Here is a 19748-nt window from a genome sequence, read left to right as displayed (position 1 = left end):
ATCTCGGAGGTATAACGCTAGGTGACACGTTCCAACTCGGCTTCAGAATAGTTACGCGGGTCAATTTCGACCCCACCTTTGGCTCCACCATAAGGCAGATTGAACAGGGCTACCTTCCAGGTCATCAACATCGTCAGAGCACGAACCTCGTCAATGTCAACGCTCGGGGCGAATCGGATTCCTCCTTTGGCTGGGTCGCGAGTCAGCGAGTGCTGTACTCGATATCCAGTCAGTAACTAGGTGGATTCATCGTCACGATGCAGCGGAATCGCTACGGTCATTTCTCTTCGTGGGGTGGTGAGATATCGGAAGTATGTCTGGTCGAAACCAATAATCTCTTGAGCCCGTCGCACCTGGGCTTTGGCATCTTCGAGCATATTACCTGGTGCCACTTTACTCTCCTGTGAGCAACTAGATTTTATATTATATATATAATAACATACACCTTAAAAGTTGTTAGCGCTAGAGCAGGGGATAATATGGAGGTAAATCCTTTCATCCGACCGAAACACCTCAAATGCCTGAACACAAGCCTCCTCAACAGTCCAATGCATCGGACGAAAACAATTTTGTGGCGGATTACTTTGCCTTAGAGTGGCCGCGCGATGCCGAAGGTTACTTTCACCGTCAGGCCGCACGGATAGTAGCGGTTAACGAACGCCAAGAGGCTTTGTTGGTGCGCGGACATGACTTCTCGGATTCCACGCATTGGTGGTGGTTTACCGTGGGGGGTGGCGTGGAACCCGGGGAAGCACCTCATGAAGCGGCCGTACGAGAATTCTTTGAGGAAACCGGACATCGGCTAGAGGCAAAAGTGCTCACCGGGCCGGTGTTGCGCCGTCACGCGACTTTCGATTTCCACCAGCTAACTTGTAAACAAGATGAAGACTTCTTTTTCGTGCGGATTTCTAGCGCGTTGCAATTTTCGCGCGCTTTTGAGACCGAAGTTGAAAAGCAGGTGATAGATGAATTGAAATGGTGGGATTTGACGGAACTCGAAGGGGCCATTGCCTGCGGTACAGTGGTGTACCCGCTGAATTTTGTACCTCTGGTACGCGGATGGCTGCGTGGGTGGAACGGGGAAACCATCGAGATTTCCGAAGGCACCGTCCTTCCAAAGAGGTAAGCGTTTTCTAAAGGCCTTGGTGCCGGGCTAGAATCCACTTATGCCTAGTGTGGTGTCTATTTTCGAAGTGATTCAAGTTGGGGTAGGGCCTTCCGCTTCGCATACGGTCGGTCCGATGCGCGCGGCACGAGATTTCGTGACGCGACTATTGGCGGCGGGAGTGGCTTTCGACCGCTTGCGGGTGGAATTGCAGGGTTCATTAGGTGCCACCGGGAAAGGACATCTCTCTGACGGGGCGGTCTTGGCCGGATTATCGGGGTATGTCCCGGACAATATGGACTCTGAGGTAATTCCTAGCCTGCTCACGGCCGTTAACCCCGGTGGGAACCTGATTCTGCCGGGGCGTAAAACCGTGGATTTCGGGTTTTCCCGCGATATGGTCTATGCCCCGAAGACTATTGCCCCGTATCATAACAATTCTTTACTGCTACAGGCTTTTTTGGGACAAGCTCCGGTGTTTTCGGGGCGGTATTATTCCACCGGAGGGGGATTCGTCACTCGTGACGACCGCTTGGAGGGACAGCCAGGTCAGCTCACTTCCTTGGACGAGACCCGCAGTGGCGGTGTTATCCCGCACCCGTATTCCGCTATGAGCGAACTGGTGGATTATGCGCAGGACAGTGGAAAAAGCCTGTATCGGATTATTGTCGAAAACGAACTGGCCACACGTACCATCGAGCAGATTGAGGGGGGACTGGATAATCTGAGCCATAAAATGGGGGCGTGTATCGACCGGGGCTGCCAGTCTATGGCAGCAATTTTGCCGGGAGGATTGGGGGTGCCGCGTCGGGCGCACGCCCTGTATTTGAAGCTTTCACAGCGTGATGGCGCTCCGGGAACCCCCGCGATATGGCGTTCTTTTGCCCAAGACCCGATGCGCGTCATGGACTGGGTGAATTTGTGGGCTTTGGCGGTTAACGAGGAAAATGCCGCCGGTGGGCAAGTAGTACGTGCCCCTACCAATGGCTCAGCCGGGATTGTGCCTGCGGTGGGCAGATATTTGACTTGGTTTTGTCCTCGCGTAGAGAACCACCAAGTGGAGGCTTTGCGGGAGTATTTGACGGTGGCGGGCGCAATCGGGGGGATTATTAAAACCAACGCCTCAGTGGCGGGAGCCGAGGTTGGTTGTCAGGGAGAAGTCGGTTCGGCAGCTTCTATGGCGGCAGGAGGACTTGCCGCCGCTTTGGGCGGTACTCCGCCTCAGATTGAAAATGCCGCCGAGATAGCCATGGAACATCATCTGGGGTTAACCTGCGATCCCATTGGTGGTCTGGTACAGGTGCCTTGTATCGAACGCAATGCGGTGGCAGCGATGCAGGCCATCAATGCAGCTCGTATCAGCCTGTGGGGTGACGGTAAACACCGCGTCAGTTTTGATGAAGTGGTACAAACCATGTTGGAAACCGGTTTGGACATGAACTCAAAGTACAAAGAAACCGCTTTGGGAGGACTGGCGGTGAATGTGGTGGAATGCTGAACAGATTCATGTCTACAGGCCTCGCCTCGACTCGCCCGGACGTGACGGTTAGGCGAATTCGGGTTAAAAACCTTAATATGGTGTAGTTATCACGTATATTTTCGTTTAACCGTTAAAGGAGAATCCATGTCGGGTCACTCAAAATGGGCCACTACCAAGCACAAGAAGGCAGCGATTGATGCCAAACGCGGCAAACTCTTTGCGCGCCTGATTAAAAACATCGAAGTCGCAGCGCGTACTGGTGGGGGAGACCCGGCAGGTAATCCGACGCTTTTCGATGCCATTCAAAAAGCCAAGAAGTCCTCGGTTCCCGCAGATAATATTGAGCGCGCCGTCAAGCGTGGTTCCGGAGCGGAAAGCGGGGGTGCCGACTGGCAGTCCATCACCTATGAAGGCTACGGGCCCAATGGGGTAGGTTTCATTGTGGAATGTCTGACGGACAACAAAAACCGTGCCGTATCTGAAGTTCGTACTATTTTTTCGCGCAATGGCGGCAATATGGCTGATACGGGTTCGGTGTCCTATCAGTTTGCGCGTCGCGGTGTTATCGAGGTCACCAAGGCGGCAGATTTGGACGAAGACAAGATTTTTGAGGCCGTGATGGAAGCTGGGGCGGATGATGTCGAGGACGCGGGCGAGATTTTCGTCATTGAAACCGATCCTTCCGACTTGGTTGGCGTGCGTACCGCCTTGCAGGAGGCCGGGATTGATTATGATTCTGCTGAATCTCAGTTCGTGCCTTCAGTAAAGGTGGATTTGGATTTGGAAGGCTACCGTAAGGTAATGCGCCTGTTTGATGCGCTGGATGATGCCGATGACGTGCAAAATGTGTACATGAATGGTGATGCCAGTGACGAGGTTATCTCAGCTTACGAGGCCGAAGCCTAAATCGTGCGCGTTCTTGGTATCGACCCCGGCATCACCAGGTGTGGTGTCGGGGTCGTTGACATTGACGTGTCGCGAGTGGCCTCTCTGGTCTATGTTGCCGTTATCCGCAGCGAACCAAATTTGGCTACCCAGTTTCGCTTGCTAAAGATTTCCGAGGGCATCGCTGCGACAATAACTCGTTTTTCGCCCGAGATTGTTGCGCTGGAGCGACCGTTTGCAAAGGAAAATCGCCAGTCTGTCACCACCACTATGCAGGCGATGGGGGTGGCGATGGCAGAGGCGGGTAGAGCGGGTTTACCGGTGGCGCTACATACTCCCTCCGAGGTGAAAGCAGCGGTCTCCGGTAACGGTGCCGCCACGAAAGCGCAGGTGGAAGCCATGATAGCGCGAATTTTGAGGCTCGATAAGCCTCCGAAACCGGCGGATGCTGCCGATGCGCTGGCTGTGGCCATTACTCACGCCTGGAGGGGTACAGGGATTTTGGGATCTGGGATTGATGGGGATGTGAGTGTGTCCTTGTCAGGTGGCGTAAAGACCCGGGTAGGTACGAAACTCACAGCCGCTCAGCAGATTTGGGCGCAGGCCGAGGCACAGTCACGGCGCTCCGGGGCGGTGCGTCGCCACTCCCGCTAGCAAAGTTTTCTGGGCTTGTAGTGGTTTCTACTTTGGTTTTTGCTGCTGATGCGGTTTCTCGGCGTGGTGGCCAGTTCATGAGGCGCCACCTGGTATAGTACAAGTGTTCGAATTGTAACCTGGAAGGAATACTCGTGATTGCGCTGTTGAAAGGACAGGTGGTTGATAAACGTATTGACCGCGCCACTATCCTTTGTGGCGGGTTGGGGCTGGAATTCTTCGCCACCCCTAACACTTTGAGCACTCTGAATCAGGGACAGGATGCTGAAATTTATACGTGTTTGGTGGTACGCGAAGATGCCCTGACTCTCTACGGCTTCGATGATTTCCAACAACGCGAAACCTTCCAGATTCTAATCCAAGTCAAGGGAATCGGTCCTAAACTCGCTTTGGCCACTCTCGCAGTCCTCAGTCCAAGCGACTTGGCTAATGCCGTGGCGAATCGAGATTTGACTACCTTGCAACGAATTCCTGGAGTGGGTAAGAAATCTGCGGAACGCATGAGTCTTGAGATTGGCGACAAACTGGGTATAGTGCCCACCTCAGTCACTACGGCAGCGACGGGTGGTGGGTTCAACGCGACAACCGTGGTGGAAGCTCTGACGAATCTGGGTTGGAACCAGGCTCAGGCCACCGAGGCAGTCAATGCCATCGAGGCCAACGATGCTGCTACCGCCCTGCGTGAGGCTTTACAATATTTGGGGAGTAACCGCTGATGGTTCCGGATAACGATGATTTTTACTCGGAACCACGGTTGGTCGACGAGGGAGCGGAGGATGCCGAGCGTGTCGCTGAAGCGGCGCTGCGTCCGAAAACTCTGATGGATTTTGTAGGACAAAATACTGTAAAGACCCAGCTGAATTTGGTTTTGCGCGCCGCCAAAGAACGTGGGGACGCGGTGGATCACGTGCTCTTGGCCGGCCCACCCGGTTTGGGTAAAACCACGCTGGCCATGATTATTGCTGCGGAAATGAACAGTTCCTTGCGTTTGACTTCCGGGCCGGCTATTAGCCACGCCGGGGATTTAGCCGCCATACTCTCCTCGCTGCAGGAAGGCGATGTCTTATTTATAGATGAAATTCACCGCCTAGCCCGCCCGGCTGAGGAAATGTTGTATTTAGCGATGGAGGACTTTCGGGTTGATGTAGTGGTGGGCAAGGGGCCGGGGGCGACCTCGATTCCTTTGTCACTACCACAGTTTACCCTGGTGGGAGCCACCACCCGAGCAGGATTGTTGCCGGCGCCGCTGCGTGATCGGTTTGGTTTCACCGCCCATATGGAGCCTTATGAAGCCGAGGACTTATCCCTGATTGTGAAACGATCCGCTGCCTTGCTGGGAGCTTGTATAACCGGAGAGGCGGCTCATGAAATCGCGAAACGCTCCCGGGGAACACCTCGGGTGGCGAACCGGCTGCTGCGGCGGGTCATAGACTTTGCCCTGGTACATGGCAACGAAGAATGTGATTTGGAAGCCGCACAAGCCACGTTGAAGCTGTTCGAAGTTGACGAGATGGGGCTCGATCGTCTGGATCGGGATGTGTTGCACGCGATTGTGGAGCGTTTCCAAGGCGGTCCAGTGGGAGCTGGCACCCTTGCGGTTTCGGTGGGAGAAGAAAAGGAAACTGTAGAGGAGGTAGTGGAGCCATTCTTGGTGCGGGTAGGTCTTTTAGCTCGAACGCAGCGGGGGCGAGTGATTACCGCCAAAGGCTACACTCACCTTGGTTTGCCGGTACCCGGCGGAATCTGTGCAGAAAACACCCTGTTTCCGTCGCCTTAGTTTTCGTTTTTTTACGTTAGGCCTTAGACTTTGTTAGTCATTATTTTTTAAGAGAAAGGGTTATTGGTGCTTCCCGCAGAAGTCCATTCTACCGGTTCGGGTTCCCTGATTACCTGGGGTATGTTGATTGCATTAGCAGTCGTCGCCATAGTTTTCATCCGTCGTTCGGGGAGCAAACAGGTGGAACGGATTCGCCAACAGCAAGAGGAACTGCGAAGTTCCCTGCGCCCCGGAACCTGGGTGCGAACCACCTCGGGGTTTTTCGGTAAAATAGTGGAGGTCACCGGAGAAGTCGTAACCCTGTCCAATCTTACGGGCGAGGAAACCCTGTGGGACATTCGAGTGGTAGCAGAGGTGAAGGAACCCAACTTTGGGGTAATCGCCGAGGAATCCTCCCCGGCGGTGGATTCTAGTCCTAAGTCTGATTCGGCGGATGCTGGTGAAGAACGCGAATCGGAAGAATCGGACGCTACCGGAATGACACCTCATGAAGCCGTTCCCGGAAGCGACGAGGAAAAAGCCGACAACGAAGACTCTAAACAAGGCTAATCTTGGAATAGCAAGCACGAAAGTAAGGATAAGTAGTGGCTGGGACAAAACCGAAGAATAAACCCTTGCGCACGTTGATATTTTTTTTGGTCATTTTGCTGGCCTTGGGGGGAACTCTGGGGGGTGCGACTATCTGGTCAAACGCGACCTGGGTACCGAAACTGGCTATTGACCTCGAGGGTGGTACACAGCTGATTTTGACCCCAAAGAAAACCACTGACAAAGGTGGGGCGATTTCAGCCGAAGACATCAACCAGGCTATCGAGGTTATCCGCCAGCGCGTGGATGCCTCCGGTGTGGCCGAAGCAGAGATTACGCGTAATGGTAACGAGAACATTGCGGTAGGCTTGCCTGGTACGCCTTCGGAGGAGACCTTGAACCTGGTCAAGACTTCGGCAGTGATGCGTTTCCGTACCGTGCTGCTCTCTGCACCGGGTGTCGTCACCACCGATGCGGATCCAGCCGAGGCTCTCGCCAAGATTGGGGGTGCTCCGGCAGCATCTGGTGCCACCCCTGCTTTACCGGCTAAGCCAGTGCCTAGTGAAACCAATAAAACGATGACGGTTTCACCAAGTCCGGTCTCTCCGGTGCCCACTGAAACGGGTTCCACTCAAGCCTTGCAGCTTACAGCAACTCCTTCGACGCCACCTAGTGCTGGCGAAAAACCAGCCGATAAGCCTGCGAGCGATAAATCCTCTGCTCCGGCCGAGGCTGGCAAACAGGGTGACAAATCGGGGGCAACACCGGCGCCTTCTCCTAGCCAGACCACAGCCGCCCCGAAACCGGCGGTGGCTCCGAATGCGCATGCAATTCCCTATGACAAGCTGATGAAGGAAGCCCAAAAGTACCCGGAGACTCCGGCGGGTAAACCCTCGGTGGTCAATGATCCGAAACAAATTACCTTGCGCGACATGTTTATTTTCAGCCATCTGGACTGTTCAGACCAGGCTTCTTTGCGGGGCGGTTCAGATGACGACCCGAAAAAGAATCTTGTTACCTGTGACAAAAATGGACAGGAAAAGTACATTCTCGGGCCAGAGGTACTATCCGGGACTAATGTGACCTCGGCAGCTTCCGCAATGGGGCGTACCCAGCAGGGTAATGCCAACGGCCAGTGGGAAGTAGATTTGAAGCTCGACGCGGAAGGTGCCCGGAAATTTGATGATGTCGCCAAGGTGCTTTACCCGAACCAGAGTAAGGGCGGGATGCGTAATCCTGACAATAACCGTTTCGCGATTGTACTCGATACCCTGGTGGTGAGCGCTCCGGGCGTGAATGCCGGGGTGTTTAACGGGTCGGCTTCGATTTCCGGATCTTTGACCCGCGAGACTGCCGCAACTTTGGCCAATCAGCTGCAGTTCGGATCCTTGCCCTTGAACTTCGATTTGCAGTCTGAACAGCGTATCTCGGCTACTTTAGGCGGGGAGCACTTAAAGGTTGGTTTATATGCCGCGATTATCGGCCTGCTGCTGGTGTGTCTCTACCTGTTGTGGCAGTACCACGCCCTGGCTGGTTTGGCGACTGCCTCGCTGATCTTGGCTGGTGTAGCCACGTATCTGGTGGTGACGATTCTTTCCTGGTCAATGGGATATCGTCTCTCGCTGGCGGGTGTAGTCGGTTTGATTGTGGCCGTGGGTGTTACTATGGACTCCTTCATTATCTACTTTGAACGTATCCGCGACGAGGTTCGTGACGGTAAAGCTCTGGCTACGGCCGTGGAAACCGGGTGGAATCGTGCTAAGCGTACCATCGTGGTCTCCGATATTGTGAACCTGGTGGCGGCAGTTGTGCTTTACGTCTTGGCTGTGGGTGGCGTGCAGGGCTTTGCCTTTACCCTGGGTTTGACCACGGTGGTAGACCTCGCGATTATCTTCCTGTTTACCCATCCGATGATGACCTTGCTGGTTAAGACTAGTTACTTTGGTGAAGGACACAAGTTCTCCGGTTTGGATCGGGTACACTTGGGGGCTTCCAATGAGCGCATCTATCTGCATACCAATGCTGTGATTACTAACGCCAAGAGCAAGAAAAATCGTGTGGCTATGGCCGCACCTGCTGTTTCGCTGGCGCGGCAAAAAGCTGGGTTGTCTCAGGAGGGCGACTTGGTAGCAGAGTCAAGCGACACCGCAGTGGATACTCTTTCGGAAACAGAAGCTGAACTGCCAGATAAAACGACAGCTACTAACTCGGAGGGCAGCGCCACAAAAGACGAAGCCACTGAGGGAGAGGAGGCCACGAAATGATGAGCTACGCTGAATGGGGTAATGCCCTGTACTCGGGCAAAAAGTCCTATCAAATCATTAAGAACCGTCGGATTTTCCTCACCACCGGGTTGGTTTTGGTACTTATTGCCATCATTGGGATTGCTATTTTTGGGGTCAACCCTTCGATTGACTTCAAAGGTGGCACCGATTTCACCGTTACTAATACACAAAATAACCCGCCGCAGCAACCTGCCTATGATGCTTTAAAAGCAGCGGGAATTACAGAAAACCCGAAGGTATTCCAGATGGGAACCAACGGGTTGCGGGTGCAAACCAGCCAGCTCGCGACGGAAAAGGAAACCCAGATTCAATCTGAGCTGGCTAAGGCATACAAAGTTAATGTCAAGAATGTTTCCAAGGGCTCCGTGGGACCTTCTTGGGGGGCTTCCGTGTCCCGTCAGGCCGCAATCGGTCTGGTGGTATTCCTGGCGATGGTTTCACTGCTGCTGATGGCGTATTTCCGCACCTGGACGATGGCTGTTTCAGCGTTATTCGCTTTGATGCACGATTTGATGATTACCATAGGAGCCTTTGCTTTTACCCAAGTAGAAGTTACTCCGGCTACGATTATCGGGTTGTTGACAATTTTGGGCTACTCCTTGTACGACACGGTGGTGGTTTTTGACAAGATTAGGGAAAACACCAAAGACATGATGAATCAGTCACGCTCTACCTATGACGAACTGGCAAATCTGTCTATCAACCAAACTATGGTGCGTTCCATCAATACCTCGATTACCGCTATTCTGCCGGTGAGTGCGATTCTGTTCCTCGGTTCGGTACTGTTGGGTGCTTCTACCCTACGTGATATATCCATGCCTCTGTTTATCGGCATGATTGTGGGGACTTTCTCTTCCATATTCATAGCTACTCCGCTGTTGACGATTATTCGTAATCACTCTCAGTCGATTAAAAATCACAACGTCAAGGTAGAAACGGCACGCCAGAAGGCGCTGGAACAAGGCAGCGCCACCTTGAATCCAGATGGCACCGTGTCCACCAAACCCGTAGTGAATGCAGCTCCAGTGCAGCCAGGTCACCATCTTGGTCAGGCCGCGCAACCCAAGAGAAAGAAGAAAAAGAATTGACAAAGGACATAGACCCGGAGCTTGGTCGTATAATCACCAGCCACCTGAAAAACTATGCAGATTTCCCGCAGGTAGGGATTTTGTTCCGGGACTTTTCCCCGCTGTTGGCATCGGGCGAACCTTTCGCTCAGCTCATCTCAGGGATAGCTGAACACTACCGGGGAAAGATAAACGCCGTGGCCGGTTTGGAGTCCCGTGGTTTTATCCTGGCGGCGCCTCTGGCGGTTGCTTTGCAGGTGCCGATGATTATGGTTCGTAAGGCCGGGAAACTGCCGGGAAACATTATCCGGGAGTCATATGATTTGGAATACGGCAGTGCCGCCCTGGAAGTCCAACCAGAGACAGTTGCAGGTTGCGACCGAATTTTGGTGATAGACGATTTACTAGCCACAGGCGGAACCGCTCGGGCATCGGTGAAATTACTCGAAAAAGCCGGGGGGCACGTGTCCGAGATTCTGGTATTGATGGAACTGCGGGGTTTGCATGGTGCCGAGGTGCTAGGGGACACCCCCTACCGGGCTTTGGTACAACTGTAGAACCGTGTCGAAATACTGTTTAGCGCTGAAAACTAATACAATCAGTTTATGACACAGCCAGTTGACGCCACTATCACCGACCTCGGTGGGAGCATTGCCAAATCCCCACTGTCCTGGCTGACCCGTAGTCCTAAAGGGGTGCATCGGGAACTGGAGCCAGTGATAAGAGCGGTTAAAGACAACCACCCAAAGGCTGACTTTAACCTGCTGGAACGGGCTTATACCACTGCCGAACATTTTCACCGGGGGCAATTTCGCAAGTCCGGTGAACCGTATATCACGCATCCGGTAGCAGTGGCCACGATTCTGGCAGAATTGGGAATGAGTGAAACCACAGTCGCGGCTGGGCTGTTGCACGACACGGTGGAAGATACTGACTATTCTCTGGACGAGTGTCGTAAAGATTTCGGGGAAGACATCGCGAATTTGGTCGATGGGGTTACCAAACTTGACAAGGTGAAATACGGTGATTCCGCCCCAGCCGAAACCATCCGCAAAATGATTGTGGCTATGGCCAAAGATATTCGGGTATTGCTGATTAAGCTTTCTGACCGCCTGCACAACGCCCGCACCTGGCGCTATGTTTCTAAGGAAAAAGCCCAGCGAAAGGCCAAAGAAACCCTGGAAATCTATGCGCCACTAGCACACCGGATGGGGCTCAATGCAATCAAGTGGGAACTCGAAGACCTCTCTTTCAAGACGCTCTATCCCCAAATTTACGAAGAAATCGACAGATTGATTGCGGAAACTGCTCCGAGTCGTGATGAACAGCTCAAAGAAATCATCTCGACAATTGAAAAAGACCTCCGCGAGTCGAAAATCAAGGGAGTTGTGACGGGGCGACCGAAGCATAACTATTCGATTTACCAGAAAATGATTGTGCGCGGCCGGGATTTCAACGATATATACGACCTGGTGGCGGTGCGCGTCTTGGTGGACACGGTGCGAGACTGCTATGCGGTTTTAGGCCTGATGCATTCTCGATGGTCCCCCATGTTAGGACGCTTCAAAGATTATATTGCGATGCCTAAGTACAACCTGTACCAATCCCTGCACACCACGGTGATTGGGCCGAAAGGTAAACCGGTAGAAATCCAGATTCGAACCTACGAGATGCATCGTCGCGCCGAGTTCGGCATTGCCGCACACTGGAAGTACAAGGAGAATCCTAATTCCAAAACCCTGCGCAAAAATGGTTCCACCAATGTTTTAGATTTAGAAAACGAGATGGGGTGGCTGCGCCAACTTGTGGATTGGCAAAAAGAGACCCAAGATTCTGGCGAGTTCCTAGATTCTTTGCGCTACGAAATCAACTCGGCTCAAGTATATGTATTCACGCCTAAAGGCCAGGTTCAAGTCTTGGCGATGGGAGCCACACCCGTGGATTTCGCGTATTCAGTCCACACTGAGGTAGGTAATCATACCGTGGGCGCTAAAGTAAACGGTAAATTGGTTCCTCTGGATTCCAAACTGGAAAACGGCGATACAGTCGAGATTTTCACCTCTAAATCCCCCGATGCCGGACCAAGCCGCGACTGGTTATCTTTTGTAGCCTCCCCTCGGGCAAAATCCAAGATTAAAGCCTGGTTCTCGAAGGAACGTCGCGAGGAATCCATCGAGAAGGGGCGTGATGCGATTATCCGTCAGCTGCGAAAGCAGAGTTTACCCATACATAAACTAGCAACTCATGAATCCCTCGAAGAAGTAGCGGAAAGCTTGGGACTGCAAACCGTCGACCAACTTTATGCCACCGTCGGTGACGGACATGTCGGCGTGCAAAGTGTGGTGGAACACCTGATGCATAACTCCGAGGATTTCGTCACCGAAGACCTCGAAGAGGAAGAAGAGATTTCCCAGATTGCCACCCACCAATCCAGGGCAGCCTCCTCTAGTTCCGGGGTGCTGGTGGGTGGATCAGATATTGACGATATGTGGGTGAAACTAGCGAAGTGTTGTACTCCTGTTCCCGGCGATGAAATCATGGGATTTGTGACGCGGGGACACGGTGTGTCGGTGCATCGTCAGGATTGTGTCAACGCCAAGCGGCTTTCGGAGGAACAATCGGAGCGAATTATCGATGTCAGATGGGCTGAACACAGCAGAGCGGCCTTTATGGTGCAAGTCCAGGTGGAAGGCCTGGATCGTGGTGGATTACTTTCAGATGTCACCCGGGCTTTGACAGATAACCACGTCAGCATTATTTCGGGCAATATGTCCACTACTCGCGACCGGGTAGCTCATGCTCGTTTCAGCTTCGAACTGGCCGAACCCAGCCATCTACAGAGTATTCTCAATGATTTGTCCGCTATCTCGGGGGTATACTCGGCGACACGAGTTACCCCGGGCAAGTAAGTATTGCCCGGGGTATGCTTCGGATTCATGAGTCGCGGTTACTATTCAGCCGCAGTTTTGCGTGCCTGTGCCAGCCACGCATTGCGGGCGCTCAAATCCTCTTCTAACTTCTTGGTGTCCTTGCCAGCAGCCTTGGCCTGAGTCAGCTTGGCTTCCAATTCAGCGATTTTTTCCTCCAGCTGCCCTACCAAGCCCTCGGCACGAGCTTTAGTTTCGGGATTGGTCTTGTTCCACAAGTCTTTTTCGGCTCTAGCTATGGCTTCTTCGACACTGCGTAATCCATTCTCGAGGCGCTGCATATCCCCACGCGGTACTCGTCCAGCCTCGTCCCATTTGTCCAACAAGTTACGGAACGCAGCCTTGGCGGAATCCAAATCCTTTATTGGCAGCAGCGCCTTGGCTTGGGTCAAGAGTTTTTCCTTAATGGCCAAGCTTTCATGTTCCTCGGAGTCAGTCTTAGCGTTGGCTTCGGTACGGGCATCAAAGAATCCTTGCTGGGCGGCACGGAAACGCTCCCATAAGGCATCGTCTTCTTTACGCGAGGCACGCCCCACAGCCTTCCACTCGTTCATTAGGTCTCGGTATGCCGCTGAAGTTCCACTCCAATCTGTAGAAGTGGACAGTTCCTGGGCACGCTGAATTAAGGCTTCCTTCTTGGCTTTTACCTCGGCGCGTCGGGTGTCGAGTTGTGAGAAAAATGCCTTACGGTGGCGATCGAAAGTGGTGCGGGCACTCGAGAAACGCTTCCACAAAGCATCCTCGGTGTTGCGATCAAGACGCGGCCCTTGGCGTTGAGCTTCTTTCCAAGATTCCAGCAGACTATGCAGCCTTTCCCCGGATTGCTTCCACTGGGTACGTTCGGGATTCTGATTCGCGATTTTTTCCGCACTTTCCACAATCTTGGTGCGCTCTGTCAAGGCCTGCACCTTGGCAGCTTCGCGTTCTTTCGTCAGTTCCTCCTTACGAGATTCACCCTGCTCGTGCAGTTTGGCTACTCGAGCGCGCAAAGTTGGCAAATCACCCACCACCATGGGGGACTGCAAGGCTTGATCCAAAGATTTTAGGGTGGCATCTATATCCGTAGCCTTCAAGGAAGGCATCCGAGCTCCCGCCAGGTCAACTTGTGCCTGCAAATCCAGGAATCGGCGAACATAAAGCGCCAGGGGATTAGGGGGAACCGCATCGGGATACTGGCCGACCTCACGTTCTGTATCCCCGTCCTTGACAAAAACTCGCCCCTCGGAATCTACTCGACCATACCTCGAAGCTTCCTGCATCGCCAGTTTTTCGGTGGGCGCTACCGGCGTAGGGGCGGTCTGCATCCCATCCAGATTAACTAAGGGGAAATGAGCCGATTTTTCTTTTTTTTGACTTGTTGCTGTCGTGTCGCTGGTCAACTTAGCAGCATCTGCGCCGATTTCCGCATTCGTATCGACACTGATGGGCTGAGATGTATCTGCAGTGGCTTCCGCCGGAGCTGCGCTGCTAGCTGCGGTGGGTGGAGTAGATACAGGATTGGCTTCACTGGTGTCGGTTCTGGATTCATTGGTGACGGCGACAGTGGCCGGGGAAGCGGCAGTTACAGCCTTGGGAGTTTCCTCTTCCGCAGTAGTCATGTAATTATTTCCTCTCGTGACGGGGTAAGCGCGTGACGCGTGCCGTTCTCTTTGGTGATTACTGATAAAAATGTACCAGATAGAGCCTAGTTTAGGGGAATTTGTTTAAAGTTGAAAAAAGTTTGAAGTTTCTTAAAACGTCTCAGAAAATCCGTTAACCTTGAGTTATGGATTTTTTGCGGATTGTTTCACCGGTCTATGGTGAAAATTGTTACGTGATTATCACTGATTCCCAAGCGCTGGTGGTGGATCCTGGTGCGAAAACGGCATCTAGAGTAGCCGAGGTGCTCGAAGCACTCGATGCCAAACTGGGCGCCATCTTAATAACCCATGGACATGCTGACCATTTGTGGAACACCGCCTCGGTATCTCGGATGGCACCTCATGCACCCGTATATCTAGCCCAACCCGACCACTTTTGGATTAGCGACCCCGGGCCGCACGTCCAACTCGGCGCCGCCGCCGACTTTGATGCCTGCGGCGAAGCCTGGGAATCTTTTACTCCCCAAGCACCACCACCCGAAATGTTGCAAGATGGCGGCACGGAAATTCTGCCCGGGTTGACACTGCGTGCCCTGCCTGCACCGGGACACAGCCCCGGAGCCACCCTGTACTTCGGCACCGCCACCAAGGCTAATGATTACGGGCAAGGACTGGGATTCGACGGGCGGGAAAACCAAATGTTCTGTCTGTCGGGAGACGTTATTTTCAGAGGCACTGTCGGACGTAGTGACTTGCCGCATTCCGACCCACAACTGATGGAAGAAACCTTGAGAACCCTGTGTTTAAGCATTGATCCAGATACCTTGATTCTGCCGGGTCATGGCGGTTTTACAACCTGGAAACAGGAATTGTCCGCTAATCCGTTTCTACCCCGAGTCCGAAAATGAAAGAATAAACCCATGATGACATCACTGTCGGGGTTCCCGGAATTCACCCCGGAAGAAAAAATTTTGGAGGACTCGCTGCTAGCCACGTTGCAGCGGGTTTTCGAGCTCCACGGGTTTTCGCACCTGGAAACCCGAGCCGTTGAACCCCTGAGCGTTCTGGAGAAAAAGGGCGAAACCTCCCAAGAGGTATACACCTTGTCGCGGTTGCAAGACAAGGACTCTCACGAACCGGTCAAGAACGGCCTGCATTTTGATTTGACAGTGCCGCTGTCGCGTTATGTGTTGGAAAATGCACACCTGCTGCAGTTCCCCTTTATGCGCTACCAAATCCAAAAAGTGTGGCGCGGGGAACGCCCTCAGGAAGGACGCTTCCGCGAATTCGTGCAAGCCGACATTGACATGATTGCCCGAGACACTCTTCCGGTGCACTTTGAGATAGAAGCCCCTCTGATTATGGCCGAAGCCCTGGAAGCCTTACCGATTCCTCAACCGGTGGTGCACGTTAACTCGCGTAAAATTTTGCAGGGAGCCTGCAATGCCCTGGGAATAAGCGAAGTGGATGCGGTGCTGCAAGTTATTGATAAACACGACAAGGTTACCCCCGAAGTGTTTTCTCAGATGCTGCTGGAACTTCAACTGGACGATGCCCAAGTCAAAACAATTTGGGACTTGGCTGTAATATCTGGCAATGAGCCTGAAGTCGCCAGTCGTGTGCGCGACTTGGGTCTCAAAGATGACCTGCTGGAAGAGGGCCTTGATGATGTCGCGCGGATGCTGGTTGCGGCGCGAGCCCGAGGACGGGAAAACGTAGTGGCCGACTTCAAGATAGCCCGTGGCCTGGATTACTATACCGGGATGGTCTATGAAACCTTTATCACCGGAGCGGAAACGTACGGCTCGATTTGCTCCGGTGGGCGTTATGACAACCTGGTCAGTGAAGGCAAACGGTGTTTCCCCGGGGTGGGAATGTCAATCGGCTTGACCCGGCTGATTTCCATAATTTTGGCCAATAACTGGGTGGAAGTAAGTCGCAGTGTTCCCACGGCTGTTTTAGTCTTGGTTGACTCTGAGGAAACGCGCGGCGAGTCCGACCAGGTGGCTGCGACCTTGCGTCAACGTGGCGTTTGCACTGAAGTCAGCCCCACAGCTGCCAAGTACGGCAAACAGATTAAATACGCAGCCAACCGGGGAATTCCCTACGTGTGGTTTGTTTCGCAAAGAGAGGTCAAGAATATTTTGACCGGAGAACAAGCCGTGGCCGACCCCCAGACTTTTGAATTCGAAACCCAACTGTTGAAACCACAAGTGAGAATGCAAGATGCCTGAGACCTTAGCAAAATCACTGCAGCAACTGGCGCAACATCTGGAAGACCTGGAGTTTCGGTTTTCCCCAACCGAGGTACCCCTGCAACGAGACCGGTTGCTGCGTCGTTTGCGCGAACATCTTATTGCTCGGGGAGAGGATTTAGATGCCCCGCTGGTGGCGGTGCTGGTAGGTTCTACGGGAGTGGGGAAATCCACGATACTCAATTCACTGGTCGGATCGGTAACCGAGACTTCAGCACAACGCCCCACGACTTTGACCCCAGTTTTAGTGCATCACCCTGATGATGAACTGTGGCTGGCTGGTGACCGGATTCTAGGTGGGTTCGAGAAACTACGGATAGAAGAAGGGGACGATTCCCCGGTGGGGCGTCACCCGGATAAGCCCCTCATGAAAATGACAACATCCACTAAGCTGCAACCTGGAATTGTCTTGATAGATACGCCGGACACGGATTCGTATCAAGAGGCAAACCAGCATATCACCTCGCATTTGGCGGAGGTAGGGGATTTGTGGATTTTCGTAACTACCGCCCAACGTTACGCTGAGCCACAGGGGTTAGCGTTGTTGCGAGCAGCCGCTAAACGTCACGCTGCGTTAGGGGTGGTGCTAAACCGGGTGGGGCGCGGCGGTTTGATTGATTCCAAACAAGGTTTGGCCGAGAAACTTGCAGAAGTGGGGCTGGGCGATACCCCGATTTTTACTATTCTCGAGGGGGACTTGGAGCAGGGAGCCATCCCGGAATCCAAGGTGGAATCCCTGCGCAACTGGTTGGATGCCATCGCCAGTGATGCTTTGATGCGTTCTGCCTTGGCGCGACAGACATTCTTTGGTTCTTTGCGAGAAGTCTTTGACTTGTCATTGCAGGTAGTCTCTGATTTCGAGTCGGAGTCTGATGCTTTTACTGCCGTTCAAAATCAATTGGCTGAGTTTAGTGAAACGCAGCAGCAACGCGCGAAAGCTGAGTGGTATCGCAGCAAGATTTTTGCCGGTGACCCGATTAATCGCTTTGCCGAATATTCCTGGTCTATTATCGAGGAAAATTTGGCCGAAAACGCTTGGGAGCGCAAACGTTTGGCCTGGAGTCGGGGTTTACTGGGGACACGTCCCGCGCCAGAATCGACTCGCGAGGTTTTGTCGCGCGTACTCGATATCGCCTTTGCTCAGTTTGAGACGCGGCTTCATGAGGCGCTATCGCATTGCGTCCAAGAACTCAAAGTGGCAAGCCTGGTTTCAGTTCAAGATACGGGAACAACCGGTGAGGGCAGCACGGATTTCCATACCCCCGTCTCGGCTCCGAAACCGGAAATCTATCAGGACTGGCTCCAGCGTTTCGCCTCGGTGTTGGAGCAAGCCCAATCCCAAGCCCTGCGCCCTTGGGATGAACGCAAGGCTTGCGTGATTTTTCAAGCCGTGTTAATCCGATGTTTCCACCCGTGGGAAACGGCCTCGCAGGAGTTTTTGCTCCATTTCTTCCGTGCCCCCGACGTGGCTCCTCTGGTAGAAGGGCTGCGCAGCATTATGGATGAGACCCTTGATTCAAGAATCTCGACAGTGGTGACGGATGTGACCAAGCGTTTGCCGAATACCAGTGGGAACATCGAGACTGGCAAAGAAATCAAGAATTATATCGCTGAGCTACAGGAGCAATGGTTTTCGTGAGAAACAACACCGAAACTCGACTTGCGCGGATGCGCCAGGCGGCCGCTGATATCGCTGCTGTATTGGAACCCGAGGACATAAGGGCGGATTTTCCCTCTGCCGCTACCTGGTATGAGACCTTGACTCGGATGCTAGCTGATTTGGATTCTCGCGAAGATTATTTGGATTGGACACTGGTGGTTTTGGCCGGCTCGTGTGGCGCGGGAAAATCAAGCCTGCTGAATTTCATGACTGGCGAGAATTCGGCTCCGGTAGGGAATATTCGTCCCACCACTACCAAAATTCGTGGATTTTCCAGCGGTTGTCCGACCCCGGAATTCTGTGATTACCTCGGTTTAGCCGAGATTACCACCGTTCCCACTGTGCCCGGTGAGCGGGGTCTTCCTCAGAACTTGGTGGTGGTAGAACTGCCCGACCGTCGTTTACTAGCCGAGGACGAGCGATTGGTTTCTGCCGTTGAAGGGCTTCTAGATGCGGCAGATTTAACAATTTGGGTAACAGATCCACAAAAGTACGCTGATGCTGATTTTCTCCACGATTTACGCCGTTGGGGTGACTCGGGCAGCTCGTTGATGGTGTTGACCCACACCGATACCCTTAGCGAGTCCGAACTAGAGGAAGTGCAAGCGGATTTGGGCCGGATTTTCAAAGCGCAAGGGCTGGATTTGCCGCTGTTGGCCACTTCCTGCTATCAAGATGCCAGCCTGGCGCAGTTCCGTCAGACCGTAAGGGAGGCTGGCGCCCCTCCGGAGGCCGTATATCGGGGGATGCAAAGCCGGATTCGCCGCGTTGCCAGGGTTGTCAGCGAAGAGGCTCAGCTGGATGTGGATATGCATTTTCCCGAAAAACGAGAGGATATCAAGTTTTGTGCTGATATCTCACAGGCTTGCGGCCTCGATACGATAGAGACGCAATTTGAAAGCGATTACTTGCGGGATTCCCGCCCGGTAGTTTTATTTGCTCCCCAAGCCTGGTTCGCAGGGGTGAAAACAGCCGCCAAAAAAATGCTGTTCAAACCGCATTTGGCTGGGGCTCAGGAGGTTCAGCAAGCCGCTGCTGCTTATGCCTCGGTTGCAGGGAAGTATCTGCCTGGAATATGGCGTGATTTTCTGGGTCGTCGCGGGACGCGTCTTGCTGAGGCTACTGTTTCAGCCTTGAACCTGGCTACCGCATCGTGGGATCCTCCCCAGGTGAAACACCAGATTTGGTGGCGGATGTGGTGGACGCTGCAGTGGATTTGTAATATTTTGGCAGTCATTGGCTTTGTGTGGTTCTTGATTTGGTTCGTGTGTCTGCTGGGTGGGGTGACCCTACCAGGTACTATCGGTACGATTCCCATGGGGCCGCTTGCTTTCCTAGGCGGAGCGCTGGTTACTATCCTGTGTGCGTTAGGCGGAATCAAGATTTCAGCGGCGCGAGCCCGTAGGTTTGGGGAAACCGGGGCGGCCAAGTTTCGCCAACTCACAGATGAAGTCTCTCGGAAGGCATTTTTGGAACCAATGCGTCAAAATTTATCCCTCTATACCCAGCTCAAAGAATTTGGCCAGCAAGTGGGTGGGATATAAT

At 53.3% G+C, this 19748-nt stretch carries 18 protein-coding genes; 15 read left to right on the top strand and 3 right to left on the bottom strand.

Annotated features, from left to right (window positions below):
- Positions 1 to 17: 17 nt before the first annotated feature.
- The gene (locus HMPREF0577_RS10850) at positions 18 to 233 is read right to left on the bottom strand and encodes a Glu/Leu/Phe/Val dehydrogenase dimerization domain-containing protein (protein ID WP_081443317.1); all 216 of its coding nucleotides are present in this window, start codon (positions 231 to 233) and stop codon (positions 18 to 20) included.
- Positions 234 to 236: 3 nt separating this feature from the next.
- Entirely contained in the window at positions 237 to 392 is a 156-nt protein-coding gene (locus HMPREF0577_RS04090; RefSeq protein WP_004014979.1) for a hypothetical protein, read from the bottom strand.
- Between the two features lie 125 nt (positions 393 to 517).
- On the opposite strand from HMPREF0577_RS04090, the gene HMPREF0577_RS04085 reads away from it, so the two are divergent.
- The 11 genes from HMPREF0577_RS04085 (at position 518) to HMPREF0577_RS04035 (ending at position 12690) form a co-directional block, all read left to right on the top strand.
- Positions 518 to 1126, top strand: coding sequence for an NUDIX hydrolase (locus tag HMPREF0577_RS04085; protein ID WP_004012423.1), 609 nt, complete (start codon positions 518 to 520; stop codon positions 1124 to 1126).
- A 40-nt stretch (positions 1127 to 1166) separates the two neighbouring features.
- Positions 1167 to 2603: an L-serine ammonia-lyase gene (locus tag HMPREF0577_RS04080; RefSeq protein WP_004012422.1), complete on the top strand. Its 1437-nt coding sequence runs from the start codon at positions 1167 to 1169 to the stop codon at positions 2601 to 2603.
- Positions 2604 to 2729: 126 nt separating this feature from the next.
- Positions 2730 to 3491 (top strand): YebC/PmpR family DNA-binding transcriptional regulator, encoded by a 762-nt coding sequence (locus HMPREF0577_RS04075; RefSeq protein WP_004012421.1) that lies wholly within the window; start codon positions 2730 to 2732, stop codon positions 3489 to 3491.
- Positions 3492 to 3494: 3 nt separating this feature from the next.
- A complete protein-coding gene (ruvC, locus tag HMPREF0577_RS04070; protein ID WP_004012420.1) occupies positions 3495 to 4124 on the top strand; it encodes a crossover junction endodeoxyribonuclease RuvC in 630 nt (209 codons plus the stop codon).
- A gap of 134 nt (positions 4125 to 4258) precedes the next feature.
- Positions 4259 to 4840, top strand: coding sequence for a Holliday junction branch migration protein RuvA (ruvA, locus tag HMPREF0577_RS04065; RefSeq protein ID WP_004012419.1), 582 nt, complete (start codon positions 4259 to 4261; stop codon positions 4838 to 4840).
- Positions 4840 to 5901 (top strand): Holliday junction branch migration DNA helicase RuvB, encoded by a 1062-nt coding sequence (gene ruvB / locus HMPREF0577_RS04060; RefSeq protein ID WP_004012418.1) that lies wholly within the window; start codon positions 4840 to 4842, stop codon positions 5899 to 5901. The genes ruvA and ruvB overlap by 1 nt, the downstream gene beginning before the upstream one ends.
- 66 nt (positions 5902 to 5967) lie before the next feature.
- The gene (locus HMPREF0577_RS04055) at positions 5968 to 6450 is read left to right on the top strand and encodes a preprotein translocase subunit YajC (RefSeq protein WP_004014982.1); all 483 of its coding nucleotides are present in this window, start codon (positions 5968 to 5970) and stop codon (positions 6448 to 6450) included.
- 35 nt (positions 6451 to 6485) lie between these two features.
- Positions 6486 to 8693 (top strand): protein translocase subunit SecD, encoded by a 2208-nt coding sequence (gene secD / locus HMPREF0577_RS04050; protein ID WP_004012416.1) that lies wholly within the window; start codon positions 6486 to 6488, stop codon positions 8691 to 8693.
- On the top strand, positions 8690 to 9802 hold the full coding sequence (secF, locus tag HMPREF0577_RS04045; protein WP_004012415.1) for a protein translocase subunit SecF: 1113 nt from the start codon (positions 8690 to 8692) through the stop codon (positions 9800 to 9802). The genes secD and secF overlap by 4 nt, the downstream gene beginning before the upstream one ends.
- Positions 9799 to 10338 (top strand): adenine phosphoribosyltransferase, encoded by a 540-nt coding sequence (locus HMPREF0577_RS04040; RefSeq protein ID WP_004012414.1) that lies wholly within the window; start codon positions 9799 to 9801, stop codon positions 10336 to 10338. Before secF ends, HMPREF0577_RS04040 begins: the two co-directional genes overlap by 4 nt.
- A gap of 48 nt (positions 10339 to 10386) precedes the next feature.
- Positions 10387 to 12690 (top strand): RelA/SpoT family protein, encoded by a 2304-nt coding sequence (locus HMPREF0577_RS04035; RefSeq protein ID WP_004012413.1) that lies wholly within the window; start codon positions 10387 to 10389, stop codon positions 12688 to 12690.
- Between the two features lie 41 nt (positions 12691 to 12731).
- Here HMPREF0577_RS04035 and HMPREF0577_RS04030 read toward each other — a convergent pair whose 3' ends face one another.
- Positions 12732 to 14306 (bottom strand): DUF349 domain-containing protein, encoded by a 1575-nt coding sequence (locus HMPREF0577_RS04030; RefSeq protein ID WP_004012412.1) that lies wholly within the window; start codon positions 14304 to 14306, stop codon positions 12732 to 12734.
- 167 nt (positions 14307 to 14473) lie between these two features.
- On the opposite strand from HMPREF0577_RS04030, the gene HMPREF0577_RS04025 reads away from it, so the two are divergent.
- From HMPREF0577_RS04025 to HMPREF0577_RS04010, 4 genes are read left to right on the top strand one after another with little or no spacing between them, the layout of a single operon-like run.
- Positions 14474 to 15196, top strand: coding sequence for an MBL fold metallo-hydrolase (locus HMPREF0577_RS04025; protein ID WP_004012411.1), 723 nt, complete (start codon positions 14474 to 14476; stop codon positions 15194 to 15196).
- Between the two features lie 12 nt (positions 15197 to 15208).
- Positions 15209 to 16522 (top strand): histidine--tRNA ligase, encoded by a 1314-nt coding sequence (gene hisS, locus HMPREF0577_RS04020; protein ID WP_004012410.1) that lies wholly within the window; start codon positions 15209 to 15211, stop codon positions 16520 to 16522.
- A complete protein-coding gene (locus HMPREF0577_RS04015) occupies positions 16515 to 18182 on the top strand; it encodes a dynamin family protein (RefSeq protein ID WP_004012409.1) in 1668 nt (555 codons plus the stop codon). The genes hisS and HMPREF0577_RS04015 overlap by 8 nt, the downstream gene beginning before the upstream one ends.
- On the top strand, positions 18170 to 19747 hold the full coding sequence (locus HMPREF0577_RS04010) for a GTPase (protein WP_004012408.1): 1578 nt from the start codon (positions 18170 to 18172) through the stop codon (positions 19745 to 19747). Before HMPREF0577_RS04015 ends, HMPREF0577_RS04010 begins: the two co-directional genes overlap by 13 nt.
- The last annotated feature ends 1 nt before the right edge of the window (position 19748 follow it).

Origin of the sequence: Mobiluncus mulieris ATCC 35243 (assembly GCF_000160615.1) — a bacterium.
Classification (GTDB): Bacteria; Actinomycetota; Actinomycetes; order Actinomycetales; family Actinomycetaceae; genus Mobiluncus; species Mobiluncus mulieris.
Note: the sequence above shows the minus strand (reverse complement) of the source record. Positions and strands in the feature narration are given on the sequence as shown.

Coding starts and splice junctions, on each gene's coding strand:
- HMPREF0577_RS04085 (WP_004012423.1), top strand. CDS start 518: ATGCCTGAACACAAGCCTCCTCAACAGTCCAATGCATCGGACGAAAAC.
- HMPREF0577_RS04080 (WP_004012422.1), top strand. CDS start 1,167: ATGCCTAGTGTGGTGTCTATTTTCGAAGTGATTCAAGTTGGGGTAGGG.
- HMPREF0577_RS04075 (WP_004012421.1), top strand. CDS start 2,730: ATGTCGGGTCACTCAAAATGGGCCACTACCAAGCACAAGAAGGCAGCG.
- ruvB (WP_004012418.1), top strand. CDS start 4,840: ATGGTTCCGGATAACGATGATTTTTACTCGGAACCACGGTTGGTCGAC.
- secF (WP_004012415.1), top strand. CDS start 8,690: ATGATGAGCTACGCTGAATGGGGTAATGCCCTGTACTCGGGCAAAAAG.
- HMPREF0577_RS04035 (WP_004012413.1), top strand. CDS start 10,387: ATGACACAGCCAGTTGACGCCACTATCACCGACCTCGGTGGGAGCATT.
- HMPREF0577_RS04030 (WP_004012412.1), bottom strand. CDS start 14,306: ATGACTACTGCGGAAGAGGAAACTCCCAAGGCTGTAACTGCCGCTTCC.
- HMPREF0577_RS04025 (WP_004012411.1), top strand. CDS start 14,474: ATGGATTTTTTGCGGATTGTTTCACCGGTCTATGGTGAAAATTGTTAC.
- hisS (WP_004012410.1), top strand. CDS start 15,209: ATGATGACATCACTGTCGGGGTTCCCGGAATTCACCCCGGAAGAAAAA.
- HMPREF0577_RS04015 (WP_004012409.1), top strand. CDS start 16,515: ATGCCTGAGACCTTAGCAAAATCACTGCAGCAACTGGCGCAACATCTG.
- HMPREF0577_RS04010 (WP_004012408.1), top strand. CDS start 18,170: ATGGTTTTCGTGAGAAACAACACCGAAACTCGACTTGCGCGGATGCGC.